The sequence below is a fragment of the Streptomyces sp. genome, from assembly GCF_035644915.1.
In the GTDB taxonomy this organism is placed as follows: domain Bacteria; phylum Actinomycetota; class Actinomycetes; order Streptomycetales; family Streptomycetaceae; genus Streptomyces.
This window is the reverse complement of sequence record NZ_DASQNP010000015.1, coordinates 1-19,655: the sequence shown is the minus strand read 5'-3', so window position 1 is coordinate 19,655 and position 19,655 is coordinate 1. Positions and strand designations below refer to the sequence as shown.

Annotated in this window: 18 protein-coding genes; 3 read left to right on the top strand and 15 right to left on the bottom strand. The window is 72.5% G+C overall.

The genetic code is table 11. The features are described from left to right. The 5 genes from ruvX to rpsD form a co-directional block, all read right to left on the bottom strand. Window positions 1-119, bottom strand: a 119-nt coding sequence (gene ruvX, locus VE546_RS02320; protein ID WP_324917448.1) for a Holliday junction resolvase RuvX, incomplete at its 3' end; no start/stop codon positions are given. Next, window positions 119-2,794 carry an alanine--tRNA ligase gene (alaS, locus tag VE546_RS02315; RefSeq protein WP_324917445.1) on the bottom strand — a complete coding sequence of 892 codons (2,676 nt, stop codon included), beginning with the start codon at window positions 2,792-2,794 and terminating at the stop codon, window positions 119-121. The genes alaS and ruvX, both read right to left, overlap by 1 nt. Further along, window positions 2,794-3,144 carry a DUF6167 family protein gene (locus VE546_RS02310; protein ID WP_324917442.1) on the bottom strand — a complete coding sequence of 117 codons (351 nt, stop codon included), beginning with the start codon at window positions 3,142-3,144 and terminating at the stop codon, window positions 2,794-2,796. Before VE546_RS02310 ends, alaS begins: the two co-directional genes overlap by 1 nt. Window positions 3,145-3,147: 3 nt before the next feature. Then, window positions 3,148-3,585, bottom strand: coding sequence for a DUF948 domain-containing protein (locus tag VE546_RS02305; protein WP_324917439.1), 438 nt, complete (start codon window positions 3,583-3,585; stop codon window positions 3,148-3,150). A 284-nt stretch (window positions 3,586-3,869) separates the two neighbouring features. Continuing rightward, window positions 3,870-4,481 (bottom strand): 30S ribosomal protein S4, encoded by a 612-nt coding sequence (rpsD, locus tag VE546_RS02300; RefSeq protein ID WP_324917437.1) that lies wholly within the window; start codon window positions 4,479-4,481, stop codon window positions 3,870-3,872. A gap of 55 nt (window positions 4,482-4,536) precedes the next feature. On the opposite strand from rpsD, the gene VE546_RS02295 reads away from it, so the two are divergent. Next, the gene (locus VE546_RS02295; protein WP_324917434.1) at window positions 4,537-5,415 is read left to right on the top strand and encodes a DUF2470 domain-containing protein; all 879 of its coding nucleotides are present in this window, start codon (window positions 4,537-4,539) and stop codon (window positions 5,413-5,415) included. Between the two features lie 87 nt (window positions 5,416-5,502). On the opposite strand, the gene VE546_RS02290 is transcribed toward VE546_RS02295, so the two are convergent. The 4 genes from VE546_RS02290 to VE546_RS02275 form a co-directional block, all read right to left on the bottom strand. Continuing rightward, window positions 5,503-6,876: a replication-associated recombination protein A gene (locus VE546_RS02290; RefSeq protein WP_324917431.1), complete on the bottom strand. Its 1,374-nt coding sequence runs from the start codon at window positions 6,874-6,876 to the stop codon at window positions 5,503-5,505. Window positions 6,877-6,967: 91 nt separating this feature from the next. Then, window positions 6,968-7,624, bottom strand: a complete 657-nt coding sequence (locus tag VE546_RS02285; RefSeq protein WP_324917427.1) for a vitamin K epoxide reductase family protein — start codon at window positions 7,622-7,624, stop codon at window positions 6,968-6,970. 57 nt (window positions 7,625-7,681) lie between these two features. Then, on the bottom strand, window positions 7,682-8,941 hold the full coding sequence (gene hisS / locus VE546_RS02280; RefSeq protein ID WP_324917424.1) for a histidine--tRNA ligase: 1,260 nt from the start codon (window positions 8,939-8,941) through the stop codon (window positions 7,682-7,684). 12 nt (window positions 8,942-8,953) lie between these two features. Next, window positions 8,954-9,664 carry an MBL fold metallo-hydrolase gene (locus tag VE546_RS02275; RefSeq protein ID WP_324917421.1) on the bottom strand — a complete coding sequence of 237 codons (711 nt, stop codon included), beginning with the start codon at window positions 9,662-9,664 and terminating at the stop codon, window positions 8,954-8,956. A 180-nt stretch (window positions 9,665-9,844) separates the two neighbouring features. On the opposite strand from VE546_RS02275, the gene VE546_RS02270 reads away from it, so the two are divergent. After that, on the top strand, window positions 9,845-10,687 hold the full coding sequence (locus tag VE546_RS02270; RefSeq protein WP_324917418.1) for a peptidylprolyl isomerase: 843 nt from the start codon (window positions 9,845-9,847) through the stop codon (window positions 10,685-10,687). Window positions 10,688-10,943: 256 nt separating this feature from the next. After that, the gene (locus tag VE546_RS02265) at window positions 10,944-12,182 is read left to right on the top strand and encodes a DUF349 domain-containing protein (RefSeq protein WP_324917415.1); all 1,239 of its coding nucleotides are present in this window, start codon (window positions 10,944-10,946) and stop codon (window positions 12,180-12,182) included. Between the two features lie 148 nt (window positions 12,183-12,330). On the opposite strand, the gene VE546_RS02260 is transcribed toward VE546_RS02265, so the two are convergent. The 6 genes from VE546_RS02260 to VE546_RS02235 all read right to left on the bottom strand — a co-directional run. Then, on the bottom strand, window positions 12,331-14,859 hold the full coding sequence (locus tag VE546_RS02260) for a bifunctional (p)ppGpp synthetase/guanosine-3',5'-bis(diphosphate) 3'-pyrophosphohydrolase (protein WP_324917412.1): 2,529 nt from the start codon (window positions 14,857-14,859) through the stop codon (window positions 12,331-12,333). Window positions 14,860-15,120: 261 nt separating this feature from the next. Next, entirely contained in the window at window positions 15,121-15,681 is a 561-nt protein-coding gene (locus VE546_RS02255) for an adenine phosphoribosyltransferase (RefSeq protein ID WP_324917409.1), read from the bottom strand. 4 nt (window positions 15,682-15,685) lie between these two features. After that, window positions 15,686-16,861 (bottom strand): protein translocase subunit SecF, encoded by a 1,176-nt coding sequence (gene secF / locus VE546_RS02250; protein WP_324917406.1) that lies wholly within the window; start codon window positions 16,859-16,861, stop codon window positions 15,686-15,688. A 1-nt stretch (window position 16,862) separates the two neighbouring features. Then, window positions 16,863-18,695 (bottom strand): protein translocase subunit SecD, encoded by a 1,833-nt coding sequence (gene secD, locus VE546_RS02245; protein ID WP_324917403.1) that lies wholly within the window; start codon window positions 18,693-18,695, stop codon window positions 16,863-16,865. Window positions 18,696-18,809: 114 nt separating this feature from the next. Next, the gene (gene yajC, locus VE546_RS02240) at window positions 18,810-19,298 is read right to left on the bottom strand and encodes a preprotein translocase subunit YajC (RefSeq protein WP_324917400.1); all 489 of its coding nucleotides are present in this window, start codon (window positions 19,296-19,298) and stop codon (window positions 18,810-18,812) included. A gap of 164 nt (window positions 19,299-19,462) precedes the next feature. Then, on the bottom strand, window positions 19,463-19,655 hold a 193-nt coding region (locus VE546_RS02235; RefSeq protein WP_324917397.1), incomplete at its 5' end, for a Holliday junction DNA helicase RuvB C-terminal domain-containing protein.

The window sequence follows — 19,655 nt, the reverse complement described above, 5'->3', positions numbered from 1 at the left end:
GGGACGTCGCGTCCCGGCACGGTCTCCACGGGGGTGGCCAGGAGCCCGTCGGGGTCGCAGGAGGCGACCCCGATCCGGGCCTCCCCGACGTCGACGGCGAGCCGCCTGCCGCGTCGCATCAGGCGGCCGCCGGGGACTCGGCCACCAGGCGCTCGACGGCGGCGATGGCGTCCTCGACCGCGGCCGGGTTCTGGCCGCCGCCCTGGGCCACGTCCGGCTTGCCGCCGCCTCCGCCGCCGAGGGTCCTGGCGGCGGTGCGGACCAGGTCGCCCGCCTTGAGGCCGCGGTCGCGGGCGGCGTCGTTGGTGGCGATGACGGTCAGCGGACGGCCGTTCGCCACCGTGAACAGGGCGACCACGGCCGGGCGCCCGCCCCGGATGCGGCCCCGGACGTCGAGGACGAGCTTGCGCAGGTCGTCGGCGGTGGTGCCGTCGGGCACCCGGGCGCCGACGAAGGCCACGCCGTGCACGTCCCGGGCGGAGTCGGCCAGGCCGGCGGCGGCGGCGAGGACCTTCTCGGCGCGGAAGCGCTCGATCTCCTTCTCGGCCTCCTTGAGCTTGGCGAGCATCCCGGAGATCTTCTCCGGGAGCTCCTCCGGTCGGCCCTTGAGCAGGTCGGTGAGCTGGGAGACCACCGTGTGCTCACGGGCGAGGAACTGGTAGGCGTCCACGCCGACCAGGGCCTCCACCCGGCGCACGCCGGAGCCGATGGAGGACTCGCCCAGCAGCTTCACCAGGCCGAGCTGGGCGGTGTTGTGCACGTGGGTGCCGCCGCACAGTTCCTTGGAGAAGTCGCCGATGGTCACCACGCGCACCCGGTCGCCGTACTTCTCGCCGAACTCGGCGATGGCGCCCTGCTTCTTCGCCTCCTCCATGCTCATCACCTCGGCGGTGACGTCGAGTTCGCGGGCGAGAACTTCGTTGATCTTCTGCTCGACGTCGTTCAGGACCGTGCCGGGCACGGCGGTCGGCGAGCCGAAGTCGAAGCGGAAGCGGCCGGGGGCGTTCTCCGAACCGGCCTGGGCGGCCGTCGGACCCAGGGCGTCGCGCAGCGCCTGGTGGGTGAGGTGGGTGGCGCTGTGGGCGCGGGCGATGGCCCGGCGGCGGCGCACGTCGATGGCGGCGTACGCGCCGGCGCCGACGGTGACCTCGCCGACCTGGACGGTGCCCTTGTGCACGGTGACGCCGGGCACCGGCTGCTGGACGTCGCGGACCTCGATGACGGCGCCGCTGTCCAGCCGGATGCGGCCGGTGTCGGGCTGCTGACCGCCGCCTTCGGCGTAGAACGGGGTGCGGTCGAGCACGACCTCGACGTCGTCGCCCTCGGAGGCGGCCGGCGACGGCAGGCCGTTCACCAGCAGGCCGACGACGCTGGCCTCGCCCTCGGTGTCGGTGTAACCGGTGAAGACGGTGGCTCCGGCGGTGTCGGCGACCTCGCGGTAGGCGCTCAGGTCGGCGTGGCCGGTCTTCTTGGCCTTGGCGTCGGCCTTGGCGCGCTCCCGCTGCTCCCTCATCAGGCGGCGGAAGCCCTCCTCGTCCACGGACAGGCCCTGCTCGGCGGCCATCTCCAGGGTGAGGTCGATGGGGAAGCCCCAGGTGTCGTGGAGCAGGAAGGCCTTCTCGCCGGGGAGCACCCGGCCGCCGGCGGCCTTGGTCTCGGTGACGGCGGCGTCGAGGATGTTGGTGCCCGCCTTGAGGGTCTTGAGGAAGGCGGCCTCCTCGGCGAGCGCGACGGTCTCGATGCGCTGCCGGTCGGTGATCAGCTCCGGGTACTGCTGGCCCATCATGCCGATCACGACGTCGATCAGCTCGCCGACGACCGGCTTGTCCGCGCCCAGGATGCGCATGTTGCGGATGGCGCGGCGCATGATGCGGCGCAGCACGTAGCCGCGGCCCTCGTTGCCGGGGGTGACGCCGTCGCCGATGAGCATCACGGAGGTGCGCAGGTGGTCGGCGACCACGCGCAGGGAGACGTCGCTGTTCTCGGCCCGGCCGTAGGGCACGCCGGTCAGCTCGGTGGCCTTGTCGATGACCGCGCGCAGGGTGTCGGTCTCGTACATGTTGTGCACGCCCTGCAGGATCATCGCCAGGCGCTCCAGACCGAGGCCGGTGTCGATGTTCTTGCTGGGCAGCTCGCCGAGGATCGGGTAGTCCTTGCCCTCGCCCGGCCCGCGCTCGTACTGCATGAAGACCAGGTTCCAGATCTCCACGTAGCGCTCGTCGTTGACGGCCGGGCCGCCCTCGGGGCCGAACTCCGGCCCGCGGTCGTAGTTGATCTCCGAGCAGGGGCCGCAGGGACCGGGCACGCCCATGTCCCAGTAGTTGTCCTTCTTGCCCAGGCGCTGGATCCGCTCGGCGGGGACGCCGACGACCTCGCGCCAGATGCGCTCGGCCTCGTCGTCCTCCTCGTAGACGGTGACCCACAGCTTCTCCGGCTCCAGGCCGTAGCCGCCCTTGTCCTGCGGGGTGGTGAGCAGCTCCCAGGCGAGCTGGGCGGCACCCTCCTTGAAGTAGTCACCGAAGGAGAAGTTGCCGCACATCTGGAAGAAGGTGCCGTGCCGGGTGGTCTTGCCGACCTCCTCGATGTCGGGGGTGCGCACGCACTTCTGCACGCTGGTGGCGCGCTTGTACGGCGGGGTGGCCTCTCCCAGGAAGTACGGCTTGAAGGGCACCATGCCCGCGTTGACCAGCAGCAGCGTCGGGTCGTCCGCGATCAGCGACGCCGACGGCACGACGGTGTGCCCCCGCTCCTCGAAGAAGCGCAGCCAGCGGCGGCGGATTTCAGCCGACTCCATCAGTGGTCCTCATTCCGGTCGTACGGGTGGGTGGCGCCGAGTTCGCGGCGGGGCCGTCCGCCGGGGGAGGTCCGGGGCGGCACCCGCGCGGGAAGCTCGGGACGGTCGGGGGCGGGGTCGACGGGGGCCGTCAACCCCAGTGCCTCGTTCAACTCGCTCTCCCGCTGCGCCATTCCGGCGCGGACGTCGAGGGCGAACTCCCTCAGCCGGTGACCGGCCGCCACGGCCTGGTCGGCCGCGCGGGCGGCGAGGCTGTCGGGGGTGAGGCTGCGCAGTTTGCGGTTGACCTTGGTGGTGGCCCAGACGCCGGCGGCGGCGCCTGCGCTGAACCAGAAGGCGCGGCGGAACACGGGCTAGTCCTTTCCGTCGCGGCGCGTACGGCCCGCCCGGCGCGCGGCCGGGACGGAGCGGCCGACGACGACGGTGCGCCGGGGGCGCGGCGGGCTGTTCCTGCGGCCGAGGGCGCGGCGCACTCCGTAGCCGAACGCGGCGACCTTCACCAGCGGGCCGCCGAAGGCGGTGGAGACGGTCGAGGAGAGCGCCGAGGCGTTGGCGGTGACCTCCTGGACGTCGGCGGCGATGGCGTCCACCCGGCTGAGCTGGCTCTGCGCCGAGCGGACCGTCGCGGACGCCTCGGTGAGGAGGGGGACCGCCTGCTCCGTCACACCCGTCACCAGTTTGGTCGCCGCCTTGAGCGTCTGCGCGAGCCTCACCAGCACCACGGCGAGGAACGACACCAGGATCGCCCAGAAGACGGCCACCAGGAGGCCGGCCACCTCTCCACCGGACACGCTGCACCGCTTCCCTCGGGTCGTATGGGTCGGCCGCCGCGTCCTGTGACTCGTGAGGGGACCTGACCCACCGATCTCACGGGTGCGACGGCGGATACCGACCTTATCGCGCCGGAAGCCCCGGCCCGTACCGGATTCCCCGCCTCCGCGCGGTGCCGGGGGTGCCGCGGCGGCTCCGGCGGCGGGTCCGGGGCACCGACGCGACGGCCCTCCCCGCCGCGGGAGGCGGCGGGGAGGGCCGTGGAACCGGGAGGCCCGGGCGCGTCCGTGGGCCCGGCGGGGGCTCAGCGGGCGTAGTACTCGACGACGAGCTGCTCGTCGCAGACGACCGGGATCTCCTTGCGGTTCGGGTCGCGGTCCAGGCGGAACGCCAGCGCCTTGAGGTTGACCTCCAGGTAGCGCGGGGTCTCGCCGTCGGGCGCGTAGCCGCCCTCGCGGGCCACCTGGAAGGGGTGCTTGTCGCGGCTGCGCTCGCGGACCGACACCACGTCGCCCGGGCGGACCCGGAAGGAGGGCTTGTCGACCTTGCGGCCGTTGACCGCGATGTGGCCGTGCACGACCATCTGGCGGGCCTGGTAGATGGTGCGGGCGAGCCCCGAGCGCAGGACGAGCGCGTCCAGGCGGCGCTCCAGCTCGACGATGAGGGCCTCGCCGGTCTTGCCCTGCACCTTCCGGGCGCGCTCGTAGGCGCGCACCATCTGGCGCTCGCTGATGTCGTACTGGGCGCGCAGCCGCTGCTTCTCCAGCAGCCGGACCTTGTAGTCGCTGTTCTGCTTGCGGCCCCGGCCGTGCTGCCCCGGCGGGTAGGGGCGCTGCTCGAAGTACTTCACGGCCTTCGGGGTCAGCGCGATGCCGAGCGCACGCGACTTCTTGACCTTGGGACGCGACTGGTTCACGTTGAACGGACCTCCGTGTAAGTTAGGTGAGGCTTACCTTAGCGGAGGAGAACGCATGTTTCGACCTGGGAGCCCCCTGTCCGGCGCCGGTCCCGCGCGCGACGCCGACCGCACGGACGACGCCGGGAGTGCGAGGAGCACGGGGAGGGGTCAGCCGCGTCCCGAGGCGGAGTCGGAGGCCCGGCGGCCGAGCGCCGCCGAGCGGATGCGTACCCTCGCCGAGTCGAACGCCTCGGCCGTCCTGGCCATTCCCGGGGTACGGCTCCACGACCTGGGGCTCGACGCCGTCGAGGCCCGGGCCGTCACTCCCCGGGGAGACGTGTTCCTCCTGGTCCCGGCCGGTTCCCCGGCCGCCCGGGCCGCCGTCCACGCCCGGGGTGACGACCTCGCCGCCGTGATGGAGATCACCGACGTGGCGCCCGTCGCGGTCCCCCACCGCATCCGCGGCCGGGCCCGGCTGGCGGGCTGGCTGACCCCCGTGACCGGCTCCGACCGCACCGCCTGCGCCGGGCTGCTGGCCGAGCGGCACCCGTGCGGCCCGTTCCCGGGCGCCGCGTGGACGCCGCTGCGGCTGGAGGTCGGCGAGGGGTGGATCGACGACCTGTGGGGCGAGGAACTCGTCGAACCCGACGACTTCGCGGCCGCCGAGCCCGATCCGCTGGCCCGCCACGAGGCCGAACTCCTCCAGCACCTCGCCGCCGCCCACGGCGACCTGGTGCGCGGGCTGTGCACCCTGCTGGGCGAGCGCGCGCGGACCTGCGGCGCCCGGGAGCGGGTGGTGCCGCTGGCGCTGGACCGCTTCGGGCTGCGGGTGCGGTTCTGCGCGGACGGGGGCGCCTTCGACGCGCGCTTCGACTTCCCCCGCCCGGTGCGGGACGTCACCGGGCTGCGCCGTGCCGTGCGCACCCTGTTCGAGGCGGCCGCCGCGGACTGAGCGGGCGCCGGACGGGCACTGGGCGGGTCCGGTCCGGCGGCGGGCGGGACACGGGCCGCGCCGGCCGGGGCCGGGCCCCGGCTTCCCTCAGCGCTCCTCCTCCCGCGGCGGGCCCTCCCCGCGCAACCTGGCCCGCACCCGTTCCGCCACCTCGGCGTACCGGGCCTCCGCGCCGTACCGCGTGGGCTCGTAGTAGCGCTTCCCGTGGACGCCGTCCGGGGCGTACTGCTGCGCGGCGATGCCGCCCGGCACGTCGTGCGGGTACTGGTAGCCCTCGCCGTGCCCCATCTCCCGGGCGCCCTTGTAGTGGCTGTCGCGCAGGTGCCGCGGCACGGGCCCGGCCAGCCCCGCCCGCACGTCCGCCAGGGCCGCGTCGATCGCCAGGTACGCGGCGTTGGACTTCGGCGCGAGGGCGAGGGCGATGGTCGCCTGGGCGAGGGTGATCCGCGCCTCCGGGAAGCCGATCATCGCCACCGCCTGCGCCGCGGCCACGGCCGTCTGCAGGGCGGTGGGGTCGGCCAGGCCGATGTCCTCGCTGGCGGAGATCATCAGCCGCCGGGCGATGAACCTCGGGTCCTCCCCCGCCTCGATCATCCGGGCCAGGTAGTGCAGCGCCGCGTCCACGTCCGAGCCGCGGATGGACTTGATGAGCGCGCTGGCCACGTCGTAGTGCTGGTCGCCGTCGCGGTCGTACTTCACCGCGGCCCGGTCGACCGCCTCCTCCAGCGTCGCCAGGGTGATCGTGTCCTCGCCCTTGGCCAGGGCCGCCCCCGCGCCCGCCTCCAGCGCCGTGAGCGCCCGGCGCGCGTCGCCGCCGGCGATCCGCAGCAGGTGCGCCTCGGCGTCCTCGGGCAGGGCCACCGCGCCGCCCAGCCCGCGCTCGTCGGCGACCGCGCGGCGCAGCAGCCCGCGCACGTCGTCGTCCGTCAGCGGTTCCAGGGTGAGCAGCAGCGAGCGGGACAGCAGGGGGGAGATCACCGAGAAGTACGGGTTCTCCGTCGTCGCCGCGATGAGCGTGACCCAGCGGTTCTCCACGGCGGGCAGCAGCGAGTCCTGCTGCGCCTTGCTGAACCGGTGGATCTCGTCCAGGAACAGCACGGTGTCCTTGCCGTAGGCGCCCGTGGAGCGCCGGGCGCCGTCGATGACGGCCCGGACCTCCTTCACCCCGGCGGTGATCGCCGACAACTCCGTGAAGCGCTTGTCGGTGGCCCGGCTGACGACGTAGGCCAGGGTCGTCTTGCCGGTGCCGGGCGGCCCCCACAGGATCACCGACGACGGGCCGGCGGGACCCCTGCCGCCCTCGCCGACCAGACGGCGCAGCGGGGAGCCGGGGCGCAGCAGGTGCCGCTGGCCGACGACCTCGTCCAGGGTGCGCGGGCGCATCCGGACCGCCAGCGGGATGCTGGCGGGATCCTTCTCCCGGCGTTCCTCTGCCGCGGCGGTGAACAGATCGTCTTCCACGGAACGAAACCCTAAGCCACCCCGCCGACAACGCCGCGGGCCGTCCCGCGCCCCGTGGCGGCGCGGAACGGCCCGTCGGACGGCCCGCCGGTCAGCTCGTCCAGAAGTCCCACCAGCGGGTCAGGATCAGCATGCCGATGATGCCGACGTGGACCGCCGGAACCACCCAGTGGAACTCCCGCACGCCCTCCCGGAGCCAGGCCGGGGCGGGCAGGAAGCCGTTGCGGACGTTGCGGAAGGTCGTGTACCAGAACATCAGCAGCGTGGCGACCCAGGCCAGGTTGCACCACAGGCACAGCGCGCCGATGTTGTACAGCGACTGGTACATCAGCCAGGTGCAGAAGCCGACGCCGAAGAGCATCCCGGCGTTCATGGTGAGCCAGTACCAGCGGGGGAAGCGCGCCCCGGCCAGCAGGCTCATGCCGACGCAGACGACGATGGCGTAGGTGACCATGCCGAGCATCGGGTTGGGGAAGCCGAACGCCTCGGCCTGGTCGCTCTCCATCACGCTGCCGCAGGAGACCACCGGGTTCAGGCTGCAGGCGGGGACGAACACCTCGCCGGCGACCTTGGCCTCCAGCAGCCTGAACTTGTCCAGCGTGATCACCCAGGACGCGAGCACCCCGGCCAGGCCGGTGATCACCAGCAGCAGGGCGTAGGCGCGGCCGGCGCCCACGGCACCGCTCCTGACGGGCCCGTCCTCCTCGGTACGGGCCAGGTCGTCTCGTGGTGCCGTGGTCGTCGTCATGTCGGCGTCATCCTGTCGTCTCGGGCGGGGTTTTCATTCTGCACAACGCCCAACGACTCAGGCGAGCATCCGTCGCAGTTCCTCCACCACGCCGTCCAGGGGCACCGGGTTCTGCTCACCGCTGTCGAGGTCCTTGACCTGGACGACGCCCTCGGCCAGGTCGCGTTCCCCGGCCACGACGGCGTAGGCCGCCCCGGAGCGGTTGGCCGACTTCATCGCGTTCTTCAGGCCCTTGCCGCCGTAGGCGAAGTCCGCCGCGACCCCCTGCCGGCGCAGCTCGGTGACGACGCCGAACAGCGTCCGCCGCGCCTGCTCGCCCAGCGGGACGGCGAACACCCGGGTGGGCGAGGGCGCGGGAAGCTCGACGCCCTCGGCCCGCAGGGCCAGCACGGTGCGGTCCACGCCCAGCGCCCAGCCCACCGAGGGCAGCGGCGGTCCGCCGAGCATCTCCGACAGGCCGTCGTAGCGGCCGCCGCCGCCGACCGCGGACTGCGCGCCCAGCCCGTCGTGGACGAACTCGAAGGTGGTGCGGGTGTAGTAGTCCAGCCCGCGCACCAGCTTCTCGTCGTCCTCGAAGGCGACGCCGGCCGCCGTCAGCAGCTCGCGCACCTGCTCGTGGTACTCCTTGCACGCCTCGCACAGGTGGTCGCGCATCATCGGGGCGCCGGTGAGCTGCTTCCGCACCTCCTCGCGCTTGTCGTCCAGCACCCGCAGCGGGTTGATGTCGATGCGGGCGCGGGTCGCCTCGTCCAGGTCGAGCCCGCGCAGGAACTCCTGGAGCCGGGCGCGGTAGGCCGGACGGCACTCGCGGTCGCCGAGGGAGTTGAGCAGCAGCCGGACGTTCCGCAGGCCCAGCGAGCGGTACGCGTCCACGGCCAGGATGATCAGCTCGGCGTCCAGGGCCGGGTCCTCCGCGCCCAGCGCCTCGGCGCCGACCTGCGAGAAGTGCCGGTAGCGCCCGGCCTGCGGGCGCTCGTAGCGGTACTGCGAGCCGGAGTACCACACCTTGATCGGTAGGGCGCCGCGGTGCAGGTTGTGCTCCAGGACCGCGCGGACGACCGGCGCGGTGCCCTCGGGCCGCAGGGCCAGCGTGCTGCCGCCCTTGGTGGTGAGGGTGTACATCTCCTTGGTCACGATGTCCGTGGACTCGCCCACGCCGCGGGCGAACAGCTCCACGTGCTCGAAACCGGGGGTCTCGATGTAGCCGTAGCCGGCGCGCTTCAGCGGCGCGGCGATCGCCTCCCGTACCGCCAGGTAGTCGGCGGACTCCGGGGGGAGCAGGTCGTAGGTGCCCCTGGGGGCGGAGAAGGTGCTCACGTCAGTACGTCGTCACATTCCTCGTCGCGGGGCGGCGGGGCCGCCTCCGTGGCCGGCGGCCACCTCCCGCAGGTACGGGTTGGTGGCGCGCTCGCGGCCGATGGTCGTCTGGGGGCCGTGGCCGGACAGCACCACGGTCGAGTCGTCCAGGGGCAGGCACACGCGTGCCAGCGACCTCAGGATCTCGGCGTGGTCGCCGCCGGGCAGGTCGGTGCGTCCGATGGAGCCGGCGAACAGCAGGTCGCCCGAGAACAGCACCGGCGGGATGTCGGCCTGCTCGGGCAGCCGGAAGGTCACCGACCCCCTGGTATGGCCCGGCGCGTGCGCGACGGTCAGCTCCAGCCCCGCGATCCGCAGCACGCTCCCGTCGGCCAGCTCCTTCACGTCGTCGGGCTCACCGACCGTGATCTCGCCCATCAGCGGCTGCCCTATGGACCGCCCGAGCCACTTCTCGGGGTCGCTCATCATCTCCCGGTCCTCCGGGTGGATCCAGGCGGGCACGCCGTGCGCGCCGCACACCGGGATCACGGAGGCCACGTGGTCGAGGTGGCCGTGGGTGAGGAGCACGGCGGCCGGCTTGAGCCGGTGCCTGGCGATGGCCTCCTCCACGCCCTCGGCGGCCTGGTGGCCCGGGTCGATGATCACGCACTCCTCACCGGCGGCGGGGGCGACCAGGTAGCAGTTGGTCCCCCAGGCCCCGGCGGGGAACCCGGCAATGAGCACGATCGTCCTTCAGTCGTCCATCAGGGAAGTTGCGGCCGTACGTCACCGGCTGTCACCGGCGGTCAAGAGCCTACCGGCGACGGGACGGAGGCCGCGAACCCGTATCCCGTATACGGTACGGCCCAAGCTGTGGCACACATGTGCGTACGCACGCCTCGAAGGACGCGAAGGAGACGACCCGTGGTCAGCAGTGAGCAGCGGCGCAAGCAGCTCGCACGCGAGAAGTACCTGCGGCAGCAGCAGCGGCGGGCCGAGGCACGGCGCAGGGCGCGGATCCGCAACGCGGCCATCGCGGGCGGCCTGGTCCTGGTGCTGGGGGGCGGGGGGCTCTTCGCGGCCGCCGGCGGACTGGAGGCGGACGACAAGAAGGCGTCGGACGGCGCCTCCGCACAGCCCTCGGCCTCGGCCGGCAGCAAGGCGCCGGACCCCTGCGCGAAGCCCGCGAAGGGCAAGCCGGGCGGCAAGCAGTGGAAGAAGGAGCCGAAGATGTCGATCGACACCTCGGCGACCTACACGATGACGCTGGAGACGACCTGCGGCGACATCGAGATCGAGATGGACGCCGCCGAGGCGCCGCACACCGTGAACTCCTTCGAGTTCCTGGCGGGCGAGGGCTACCTGGACCACACCAAGTGCCACCGCCTGGTCACCGAGGGCATCCACGTGCTGCAGTGCGGCGACCCCACCGGCACCGGCCAGGGCGGCCCCGGCTACACCATCCCGGACGAGAACCTCGACGACCCCAGGGTCAAGGGCGGCACCTACCCGGCGGGCACGGTCGCCATGGCCAACCGGTACAACGCCCAGACCAAGGAGGGCCGGGACAGCGGGGGGAGCCAGTTCTTCCTCGTCTACAAGGACAGCAAGCTGCCCCCGGACTACACGCCCTTCGGCACCGTCACCGGGGGCATGGACGTGCTGAAGAAGATCGCCGCCGCCGGCATGACGCCGGACCCGCAGACGGGGAACACCGCTCCGAACGCGACCGTCGTGATCGACAAGGCGACCGTGCGCAAGGAGTGACGTCGGGGACGGCGGGGACGGCGGGTGCGACAGCCGCACGGACCCGCAATTTCGGCCGCGCGGAATGCGGACAGCGCGGGCACCGGTCGCCTATGTTGGGCGTTGGTAGGGTGCCTGCGCCGACGGCCCGGCAAAATCCCTGGTCCGACCAGCCGGATCTGGTCCGACCGGTCAAATCCAACTGTCGGCCGGATGACAACTGTGGACGACGCCCGGGAGCGCACGGCTCCCGTCGGCGTCATGTGGAGGAGGCGCTGTGAGCAGCGACCCGTGGGGCCGCGTCGACGAGACGGGGACCGTGTACGTGCGTACCGCCGACGGCGAGAGGGTCGTCGGATCGTGGCAGGCGGGTTCCCCCGAGGAGGCCCTCGCCTACTTCGAGCGCAAGTACGACGGCCTGGTCGTGGAGATCGACCTCCTTGAGCGCCGGGTGAGGACCACCGACCTGTCGGCCAAGGACGCGATGGCGGCCGTCGAGCACCTGCGTCACCAGGTCGACGAAGCGCACGCGGTAGGCGACCTGGAGGCGCTGAGCAGGCGGCTGGACCAGCTCACCGAGCTGGTCGAGGCCCGCCGGGAGGAACGCAGGGCGGCCCGGGCCCGGCAGGCCGAGGAGGCGCGCCGGGCCAAGGAGGAGTTGGTCGCCGAGGCCGAGGAACTGGCCCGGAGCGACCAGTGGCGGGCGGCCGGGGAGCGGCTGCGCGCCCTGGTGGACACCTGGAAGGGCCTGCCCCGGCTCGACCGCAAGTCCGACGACGAGCTGTGGCACCGCTTCTCGCACGCCCGGTCGGCCTTCTCCAAGCGGCGCAAGGCGCACTTCGCGTCGCTGGACGCGCAGCGCGAGGAGGCGCGGCGCCGCAAGGAGAAGCTGGTCGCCGAGGCGGAGGCGCTGTCCGGCTCGACGGACTGGGGGCCGACGGCCGCGCGGTACCGCGAGCTGATGCAGGAGTGGAAGGCCGCGGGCCGGGCCCAGCGCGAGCACGAGGACGAGCTGTGGCAGCGCTTCCGCGGTGCCCAGGACGTCTTCTTCGCCGCCCGCGGCGAGGCCTTCGCCGAGCGGGACGCCGAGCAGCGGGAGAACCTGACCCGCAAGGAGGAGCTGGTCGCCGAGGCGGAGAAGCTGCTTCCGATCACCGACCTCAAGGCGGCCCGGGCGGCCTTCCGCGCCATCAACGAGCGCTGGGACGCCATCGGCCACGTGCCGCGGGACGCCCGGGCGCGGATCGAGGGCCGGATGCACGCGGTGGAGCGGGCGATCCAGGAGGCCGAGGAGGCCGAGTGGCGCCGTACCAACCCCGAGGCCCGGGCGCGGGCGGAGGGGCTGACCGGCCAGCTCCAGGACGCGGTGGACAAGCTCCGCGCGCAGATCGACAAGGCGCGCGCGGCGGGCAACACCGCCAAGGTGGAGAAGCTGGAGAAGGAGCTGGAGGGCCGCCAGGCGCTGCTGGACCAGGCCCTCAAGGGCCTGCGGGAGTTCAGCGGCGGAAAGAGCTGATGCCGAGGGGCCGCTGAGGGGTTGCGGAGCCCCTCCGGCTCCTCCGGCGGGTACGGGACGGCCCCGGCGCACGCGGCGCCGGGGCCGTCCCGCGTTCCGTGCGGGCAGGTGGTTTCCGCAGGTCCCGGGGTGCGGGGACGGCCCCGGCTCAGGACCTGCGGGCCGAGGTGACGCGGTACACGTCGTAGACGCCCTCCACCCCGCGCACCGCCTTCAGCACGTGGCCCAGGTGCTTGGGGTCGCCCATCTCGAAGGTGAAGCGGGAGGTGGCCACCCGGTCCCGGGAGGTCTGGACGGCCGCGGAGAGGATGTTGACGTGCTGGTCGGACAGCACGCGGGTGACGTCCGACAGCAGCCGGGAGCGGTCCAGCGCCTCCACCTGGATGGCGACCAGGAAGACGGAGGACTGGGTGGGTGCCCACTCGACTTCGAGGATGCGCTCCGGCTCGCGGGAGAGGGAGTCGACGTTGACGCAGTCGGCGCGGTGGACGGACACCCCGTTGCCGCGGGTGACGAAGCCGATGATCGGGTCGCCGGGCACGGGCGTGCAGCACCGGGCCAGCTTGACCCACACGTCCTCCACGCCCTTGACGACCACGCCCGGGTCGGCGCTGGAGCGCCGCTTGGAGCGCCTGCTGCGCAGGGGCGGGGCGGACTCGGCGAGGTCCTCGCTGGCCGCCTCCTCGCCGCCGATGGCCTGGATGAGCTTCTGGACGACGTTCTGCGCGGAGACGTGGCCCTCGCCGATCGCGGCGTAGAGCGCCGAGATGTCGGGGTAGCGCATCTCGTGCGCGAGGGTGACCAGGGAGTCGCCGGTGAGGATGCGCTGGATCGGCAGGTTCTGCTTGCGCATGGCCCGCACGATGGCGTCCTTGCCCTGCTCGATGGCCTCTTCCCGGCGCTCCTTGGAGAACCAGGCGCGGATCTTGTTGCGGGCCCTGGGCGACTTGACGAAGCTCAGCCAGTCGCGGGACGGGCCGGCGCCGGGCGACTTGGAGGTGAAGACCTCCACCAGGTCGCCGTTGTCGAGGGTGGACTCCAGCGGGACGAGCCGCCCGTTGACCCGCGCGCCGATGGTGCGGTGGCCGACCTCGGTGTGGACCGCGTAGGCGAAGTCCACGGGGGTGGCGCCCGCCGGCAGCGCTATGACGTCGCCCTTGGGCGTGAAGACGAAGACCTCGTTGCGGGAGAGGTCGAAGCGCAGCGACTCCAGGAACTCGCCCGGGTCCTCGGTCTCCTTCTGCCAGTCCAGGAGCTGCCGCAGCCACGCCATGTCGTTGACGGCGTCGCCCTTCTTGGCGGACGCGTCGGTGCGGACCTTGGAGGCGCCGGCCACCGCGTCCTGCTTGTACTTCCAGTGGGCGGCGATGCCGTACTCGGCGCGGCGGTGCATGTCGTAGGTGCGGATCTGCAGCTCGACCGGCTTGCCGCCCGGCCCGATGACCGTCGTGTGCAACGACTGGTACATGTTGAACTTGGGCATCGCGATGTAGTCCTTGAACCGCCCCGGCACCGGGTTCCACCGGGCGTGGACGGTCCCCAGCGCCGCGTAGCAGTCGCGGACGGTGTCGACCAGGACGCGGATGCCCACCAGGTCGTAGATCTCGGCGAAGTCGCGGCCCCGCACGATCATCTTCTGGTAGACGCTGTAGTAGTGCTTGGGGCGTCCGGTGACGGTCGCCTTGATGCGGGCGCCGCGCAGGTCGGACTGCACCTCGTCGATGACCTTGGCCAGGTACTCGTCCCGCTTGGGCGCGCGCTCGGCGACCAGCCGCACGATCTCGTCGTACATCTTGGGGTAGAGGATCGCGAAGGCGAGGTCCTCCAGCTCCCACTTGATGGTGTTCATGCCCAGGCGGTGGGCGAGCGGCGCGTAGATCTCCAGGGTCTCGCGGGCCTTCTGCTCCTGCTTCTCCCGCTTGAGGTAGCGCATGGTGCGCATGTTGTGCAGGCGGTCGGCCAGCTTGATCACCAGCACGCGCGGGTCCTTGGCCATGGCCACGACCATCTTGCGGACCGTCTCGGCCTGTGCGGCCTCGCCGAACTTGACCTTGTCGAGCTTGGTGACGCCGTCGACGAGCAGGGCCACCTGGTCGCCGAAGTCGCGGCGCAGGGCGTCCAGGCCGTACTCGGTGTCCTCGACCGTGTCGTGCAGCAGGCCCGCCATCAGCGTGGCCGGATCCATGCCCAGCTCGGCGAGGATGGTGGTGACGGCCAGCGGGTGGGTGATGTACGGGTCGCCGCTCTTGCGCTTCTGTCCGCGGTGCCAGCGCTCGGCGACCTGGTAGGCGCGCTCGATCCGGCGCAGGGTGGCGGTGTCGGCCTTGGGGTCGTTGCTGCGCACGATCCGCAGCAGCGGCTCCAGGACGGGGTTGTACGGGTTGGAGCGCTGGACGCCCAGCCGGGCGAGGCGGGCGCGGACGCGGTTGGAGGAACCCGAACGGCCGGAGACCCCCGAGATGGCGCGCGCGGCCGGATTCCGGTCCCGCGGGCCGGGGTCGTCGCGCTTTCCGCCCGGTGGCGAGGAGGCGCCCGTACGGCCCGCCTGCGCGGTGGACGGCGGGGGCTTGGGGGCGCCGCCGCCCGGTCCGGCGGCCGTGCCGTTCGCCTTGGAGGACTTCGCCGGCCTGGCGTCCTGGTGCTGCGCTGCGGTGAGCGGCTGGGCCTCGTCTGGCAAGGGCAACTCCTCGGTGGGCCCCCTCCTCGCCGGTGGCGGGGGAAGAGGGAGGTTCCGGCCTGGAACTGTGGCCGGACTGCCATGGTATCGAGCCGGGCCCCGGAACGGGCCGGGCGTCCGCCGCGGATGTCGGGCGGGGCGCCGCGCGGGCGGAGCCGGGCATGCCGAAAGGGGGCCGCCCGGAGGGCTTTCCGGACGGCCCCCTTCGGCGGGAACCGGCCGCGGGGCGCCGGCCGTGGCGGCGCCCCGCGGCGGGGTGGTTCAGACGGTGAGCAGGACGTCCAGCGGGGCGCCCTCCAGGGAGGACTCCAGCCTGGTCCGGCCGGGCAGGAAGCCCAGTTCCATCAGGACGGCGACCCCGGCGACCTGCGCTCCGGAGCGGCGGATGAGGCGCAGCGACGCCTCGGCGGTGCCGCCGGTGGCCAGCACGTCGTCGATCACCAGCACCCGGTCCTCGGAGGAGAGGTCCTCGGCGTGGATCTCGATCTCGGCGCTGCCGTACTCCAGCTCGTACGCCTGCGACAGGGTGGCGCCGGGCAGCTTGCCCGCCTTGCGGACGGGGATGAAGCCGACGCCCGCCCGCACCGCCACGGGGGCGGCGAGGATGAAGCCGCGCGCCTCCAGGCCCACCACCTTGGTGGCTCCGCGCTCCCGGCACAGGCCGGCCAGCGCCTCGGTGAGCGCGGTGAAGGCGTCGGGGTCCGCCAGCAGCGGGGTGATGTCCTTGAACAGCACGCCCGGCTTGGGGTAGTCGGGCACGTCGCGGATCCGGCTGAGCAGCAGGTCCCGCAGTTCCTCGGAGTGGAGGGCGAGGGAGGTCACCGGGTCACCTCCGCCGTCCGGAGGAACGGCCGCGTCCACGGCCGCGGGGCGCCGGCGGGCGGGAGCCGGCGGCTCCCCGCGGCGTGTCGTCCTCGGCGGCGTGGCCGACGGACACCGGCTCGCCCTCCTCACCGGTCCCGTCACCGTCCGCGACGCCCTCCGGGGCGTCCCCGGCACCGGCGGCCGCGCTCCCGGCGTTCCCGGCGTCCTCGGCGTCCTTGGCGCGCTTGGCCAGCACCCGCCTGTCGTGCGCCCGGATCTCCGGCTCGCGCATCTTGAGGTCGGCCACCAGCGGCGTGGCGATCACGATCGAGGAGTAGGCGCCGGCGCTCAGGCCGACGAACAGCGACAGCGCGATGTCGTTGAGCATGCCCGCGCCCAGGACGCCACCGCCGATGAACAGCAGGCCGGCCACCGGCAGCAGCGCCACCACCGAGGTGTTGATCGAGCGGACCAGGGTGCCGTTGAGGCTGCGGTTGGCCAGCTCGCCGTAGGTGTGGCGGGTCTGCTTGGTGTAGTTCCTGGTGGTCTCCTTGAGGCCGTCGAAGACCACCACGGTGTCGTAGAGCGAGTAACCGAGGATCGTCAGCAGGCCGATGACGGTGCCCGGGGTGACCTCGAAACCGACGATCGCGTACACGCCGACGGTGATCGTGATGTCGTGGATGAGGGCGATCAGCGCGGCCAGGGCCATGCGCCACTCGAAGGCGATGGCCAGGTAGATCACCACCAGGACCATGAAGATCCCCAGGCCCTGCCACGCCTTGTTGGCGATCTGGGAGCCCCAGCTCGGGCCCACCAGTTCGGCGTTGATCTCCGAGGCCTTCATGCCGAAGTCCTCGGCGAGCTCCTCGCGGACCCGGTCGGACTGCTGGGTGTCCATGCCGCCGACCTGGATGCGCAGCACGCCGTCGCCCAGCTCCTGGACGATGGCGGCGTGCCCGGAGACCTCCTCGGCCTTCTCCCGGGCGTGCTCGACGGAGACGCTGGTCCTGGGCGTGGTGAAGACGGCGCCGCCCTGGAACTCGATGCCCATGTTCAGGCCGCGCACCAGGAGGCCGGCGAACGCCACGATGGTGATCAGGATGGAGACGCCGTACCAGATCTTCCGCTTGCCGACGAAGTCGTAGCCGGCCTCGCCGCGGTAGAGCCGGGCGCCCAAGTCACCGAGTCGCGACATCTCACGCCTCCTTCAGGTCGGTGGAAACGGCGGTCGGACGGCGGCGGCCCCGGCGCAGCGGAGGCTTGGCCCCCAGGCGCTTGGGGTCGAGGCCGGACCAGGGATGGCCGTTGGAGAAGAACCTGGTGCGGGCCAGGAGGGTCATCAGCGGCTTGGTGAAGAAGAAGACCACGACGACGTCCAGGACGGTGGTCAGGCCGAGGGTGAACGCGAAGCCCTGGACCTTGCCGACGGAGACGATGAACAGCACCGCGGCGGCCAGGAACGACACGAAGTCGGAGACCAGGATGGTGCGCCGGGCGCGCGGCCAGCCGCGTTCGACGGCGGGGCGCAGGGTGCGGCCCTCACGGATCTCGTCCCGGATGCGTTCGAAGTACACGATGAACGAGTCGGCCGTGATGCCGATCGCGACGATGGCGCCGCAGACGGCCGGCAGGTTCAGCGCGAAGCCGATCGCCGGGCCGAGCAGCGACATGATCGTGTAGGTCAGGACGGCGGAGACCAGCAGGCTGAGGACGGCGATCAGCGACAGGCCCCGGTAGTAGAACACCAGGTAGAAGACGACCAGCGCGAGGCCGATGGCGCCGGCGATCAGACCCGCCTTGAGCTGCTCGTCACCGAGGGCGGGCGAGACGGTGGTGACGCTGGACTCGCTGAAGCTCAGCGGCAGGGCGCCGTAGGAGAGGATGTTGGCCAGTTCCTCGGCGGACTGCTGGGTGAAGCTGCCGGAGATCTCGGCGCTGCCGCCGCCCAGGCGCTCGGAGACGCGGGGGGCGGAGACGACCTCGCCGTCCAGCACGATCGCGAACTGGTTGCGCGGCTCGACCTGGGTGGAGAGCTTCTCGGTGATGTCGGCGAACTTCTCGGCGCCGTCGGAGTCGAACTCCATGGTGACGATCCAGCCCTGGGCGCGCTGGTCGTCGAAGACGGCCGCGGCGTCCGTGACGTCGGTGCCGGGGACGGCGATGGGACCGAGCGCGTACTTGGCCTGGCCGGACTCGTCGCAGGCGACGATGGGCTTGGAATCGTCGGTCCGGGCGGCCTCCTGGCTGACCTTGGAGCGGCCCTCGGCGGAGGAGCAGTCCGCCCGGTCGAGCTTCTTCTGGACGTCGGCCGGGATGCCGGCGTCCGGCGCCGCCGCGTCGCTCTGCGACGGCGAGGGCTCGGGGGCGTCCGACGGCTTGCCGCTGCCGGAGGCCGAGGCCGACGGCGTGGGCGACTCGGACCCTTCGGCGAGCAGGTCGTCGGTGAGGGCGCGGCCCTGGGCGGAGGCGCTGGGCGACGGGGAGGCCGGGGTGCCGTCGTCGTCCTCGTCGGTCTTCTCCTCGCCGTCGGCCTGGTCGTCCGCGGCCTTCTCGTCGTCCTTCTTGGCGGTGCCCGACGGGCTCGCCGACGGGCTCGCCGAGGGGTCGGGCGCCGGTGCGCCGGAGGTGACGGTGAGCACCGGGCGGAAGCCGAGTTCGGCCGTGGTGCCGACCTGCTCCCGGGCCTGCTTCTCGTCGGTGCCGCGCGGGATGTTGACGATGATGTTCTCGCGGCCCTGGGTCTGCACCTCGGCTTCCTGGACGCCGAGACCGTTGACGCGCCGCTCGATGATGGAGACGGCGGTCTGCATGTTGGTCTCGTTGATCGCGTCTTCCTTGCCGGGCTCGCTCTTCGCGGTGAGCGTGATGCTGGTGCCGCCGGCGAGGTCGATGCCCAGGCGGGGCGTGGTGTGTCCGGAGTAGAACATCCCTCCGGTGAGCGCCACCATGGCCACCAGGATCAGTGCCAGGACCCGGCCCGGCCTGCCCTGGCCGCCCGGGGCTCTGCGGCCCTTGTTCGGTGCTGCCACCTTCTCGTATCTCCCTGTCCAACCGCCCGCGCTCGATGGTCGCCGCGCGGCGCGCGAAGTCGTCGTGAGGACATGCGACGCCGCCGGGCCCGGCGGGGCCCGGCGGCGGAGCTGCTACTTGGAGTCGGCGTCGCCGTTCCGCTTGGCGTCCTTGGGCTCCGCGTCGTCGGCGGAAGTCCCGGCGGAGGCGTCGTCGGTCTTGTTCAGGTCGAGCCTGCCCTCAGCCCTGTCCTCGGCCCCGTCCTCGGCGGTGTGCTCGTCGCCGGAGGTCAGCGAGGACGCGTCGTCCGGGACCGCGGGGGTGTCGGTGTCGAGTTCCGGATCGCCGTGGACGATGCGGTCGTACTCGTCGGACTCCAGCACGGCACCGACGGCGTTCTTGGCGTAGACGGCGTGCACACCCGGCGCGACCTCGAGGACAACCGTGTCGGAGCGGACCTCCTTCACCAGTGCGTACATGCCGCCGATGGTCCGGACACCGGTACCCGGCTGCATCTGGTCACGCATCTGCATGGCCTGCTGCTGCTTCTTCTTGGCAGACCGCGTCATCAGGAACATGGCCCCGATGAGCACGATGAAGGGAAAGAGAGTGAGGATATCCACGGCGGAAGGTTTCCTTCGCACGACCGCCGGAGCGGCGGCCTGGTCTTCGGGGGTGGTCATGCCGTCCGGGACGGAAGGCATCGGCGGAGTCTAAGCGAGCCCGCGCCTGAGGAACAACGTCAAGCATGGCACCGGGGTTCCGCCGTGGGCGACTTCGCGCGCCGTCACGTGCCGAAGAGCCCCGGTTGCCCCGGTCCGCCCGCGGGGGGCTGCTGGGGCGGGGTGAGTCCCATGTGCTGCCAGGCGGCCGGGGTGGCGATCCGGCCGCGCGGGGTGCGGGCCAGCAGCCCCTCGCGGACCAGGAACGGCTCGGCCACCTCCTCGACGGTCTCCCGCTCCTCGCCCACCGCCACCGCC